The sequence below is a fragment of the Streptomyces fuscichromogenes genome, assembly GCF_014645815.1.
In the GTDB taxonomy this organism is placed as follows: Bacteria; Actinomycetota; Actinomycetes; order Streptomycetales; family Streptomycetaceae; genus Streptomyces; species Streptomyces fuscichromogenes.
Genome location: NZ_BMML01000087.1, coordinates 1 through 3210 on the forward strand (window position 1 = coordinate 1; position 3210 = coordinate 3210).

Annotated in this window: 1 protein-coding gene; it reads right to left on the minus strand. The window is 70.2% G+C overall.

Annotated features, from left to right (window positions below):
• On the minus strand, positions 1 to 3181 hold a 3181-nt coding region (locus tag IEZ11_RS50205), incomplete at its 3' end, for a non-ribosomal peptide synthetase (protein WP_308426613.1).
• Between the last annotated feature and the right edge of the window lie 29 nt (positions 3182 to 3210).

Consider the following 3210-nt stretch of genomic DNA (forward strand, 5'->3'; position numbering starts at 1 on the left):
ACACCACCTGCGCCGCAAACAACTCCGGCACCGACAACCCCGACACCCCAGACACCCCAGACACCGGAACACCAACACCCCACCCCGCCAGAATCTCCTCCCGCTCACCCGCCGACAACACCCCCACCTCACCCAGCCCCACCCCAGACCCCACACCCAACGCCCCCACCAAACCCTCCACCACAGTCCGCAACAAACCACACACCACCCCCGCATCCCCCGGCTCCACCACATCAACCGTCACCCCAAAGCCAACACCCAAATCATCAACCGCCACAGCCAACGGATAATTGGTCCGCTCCAGAGTGAGGAGGGTCCTCACTCCGGCCAGTCCGCCGGTCGCGCCGCCATGTCCCCGGCCGGTCGGCCGGCTCGACGAGTAGCGGTAGTTGAAGAGCGAGGTGAACAGCGGGGCCGACGGCTGGACTCCGCTGGCTTGCTGGGCCAGGGCCAGGGGCGCGTGCTCGTGCATCAGCAGGCCGGCCAGCTGGGACTGCATCGCCCTGACCGCCGCGACCACGTCATGAGCCGCCGTATCGAGCCGCACCGGCAACGTGTTCATGAACGGGCCAGGAATCCGGTCCGCCCCACGACCGGCATTCATCCGACCCAACAACACCGTCCCGAACACCACATCCGAACGACCCGACAGACTCGCCAACACCCGCGCCCACGCCACATGGAACAACGTCGCCGGACTCACCCCCAACCCACGCGCACCCTCCCGAATCCGCTCCGCCAGACCGTCGTCCAGGGTCAACCGCGCCGACCGCACCCCGGTGCCATCGCCATGGGCGTCGGACAGACCGAACGGCAGCGTCGGCTCGGTGACATCCCCCAGGAGGGCCGCGAAGTACTCCTCGTGCTCCGCACGGGAGACCCCCAGCCTCGCCTGCGCCACGAAGTCGCGGAACGGCAGCGGTACCGGCAACTCGTCCCCGCGCCCTGCCATGAACGCCGCGACCTCGTCCAGCACCACCTCCAGCGCCGTGTGGTCCTGGAGCAGGTGATGCACCTGCACCAGCGCCAGCCACCGCCCGCTGCCCGGCTCCGCCGCCACATGCACCCGCAGCAACGGCGCCCTGCGCACGTCGAGCCATGAACCCGCCGCCGACAGCAGCTCGGCCGCCGGCTCACCGGTCTCGGGCAGGACCACCTCTGTCACCGGCACGGTCGCGCGGCGCCGCACCACCTGCACCGGTTCCGGCAACCCCTCCCACACCAACGCGGTCCGGTAGATGTCATGCCGGTCCACCACGCACTGCAACGCCGACAAGAACCCGTCCAACCGCTCGCGGCCATCGAAGGCCACGACCGTCGGGACCAGGTACACGTCCGACTCGCCGGGCCGGGCGAGCAGATGGTGGAAGAAGATGCCTTCCTGCACAGGGGCCAGCGGATACACGTCCGCCACGTTGGCCGCGCCGCCCTCGACGGCCGCGCACACCAACTCCACCTCCACGGCGGACAGATCGACCAACGGCAGCATCTCCGGCGTGATCACCTCCGCGCCCTGCGGGATCCCGTTCGGCGGTACCTCCACCACACCACCGCCGCCGCCGACGCCGTCAGCCGCGGCCAGCGCAGCCGGAGTCGGCGCCTCGAACAGCACCCGCACCGAGACCCCGAACCCGCGCTCGCGCAACCGCTGCACCAACGACACCGCCAACAGCGAATGCCCGCCCAGCTCGAAGAAGTTGTCCTCCACCCCCACCCGCTCCAGACCCAGAACCTCGGCGAACACCGCACAGACGAGTTCCTCGGCCACCGTGGCAGGACCCCGACCGCTCCCGGCCACCGCGTACTCCGGCGCCGGCAAGGCAGCCCGGTCCGCCTTCCCGTTCACCATGAGCGGCAACGCGTCCAGCACCACCACGGCCGACGGCACCATGTACTCCGGCAACCGCCGGCCCGCGTACCCGCGTAGCTCACCGGGCAGGTCGTCGCCTGCCACGCCGGCGGCGTCGGGAACGACGTAGGCGACCAGACGCCCGTCACCGGGCGCGTCCTCCCGTGCGATCACCAGGGTCTGAGCCACCGCCGGATGTGCCGCGAGGGCGGACTCGACCTCGCCCGGCTCGATCCGGAACCCGCGCACCTTCACCTGGTCGTCCACCCGCCCCATGAAGACGAGCTGTCCCTCCGCCGTCCAGCGGGCCACATCCCCCGTGCGGTACATCCGCTCGCCCGGCGCTCCGAACGGACACGCCACGAACCGTTCCGCCGTCAACCCGAACCGCCCCAGATACCCCCGCGCCAGACCCGTCCCGGCGATGTACAACTCCGCGGCCACTCCGGGCGGCACCGGCCGCAGGAACCGGTCGAGGAGGTAGACACGGGCGTTGTCGACGGGCCGGCCGATCGGGACACTGCCGCCCTCCGCAACCGGGCCGGTGGCGCGCCAGGACGTCGTGTCGACGGTGGCCTCGGTGGGCCCGTACAGGTTGTGCACGGTCACGTCCAGCAGCCCCGTGATCCGCTCGTACAACCCGCTCGTCAGCACCTCGCCACCGGAGAGAACCATGCGCAGGGTCCCGCAGTCCGCCGCCGCGGGTTCGGCCGCGAACGCCGTCAACAAGGAAGGCACGAAGTGGGCGGCCGTGACCCGCTCACGCCGGATCAGATCCGCCAGGTAGGCCGGATCACGGTGCTCTCCCGGTGCGGCGACCACCATGGCCGCCCCGGCCATCAGGGGCCACCACAGTTCCCACACCGAGGCGTCGAACCCGAACGGCGTCTTGTACAGGACTCGGTCCCGCGGCTCCAGGGTGAACTCACGTTGCGCCCAGGTCAGGTGGTTGGCCAAGCCGCCGTGTGTGACCACCACGCCCTTCGGCCGCCCCGTCGACCCCGACGTGTACATCACATACGCCGCATCCCCCGGCTCCGGAACCACCCCCACCACCGACCCCCCAACCCCCTCCACACCATCCACCACCACAACCGCAACCCCCTCCGGCACCACACCCGCCAACACCCCACCCGCCAACACCCCACTCGTCACCACACACACCGGCCGAACATCCCCCAACACCAACCCCAAACGCTCCACCGGATACTCCGGATCAACCGGCACATACACACCACCCGCCTTCCACACCCCCAACAACGCCACCACCACATCCACCGACCGCTCCACCAACACCCCCACCACCGACCCACGCCCCACCCCACACGACACCAACAACCCAGCCAACCCCGACGCACGCC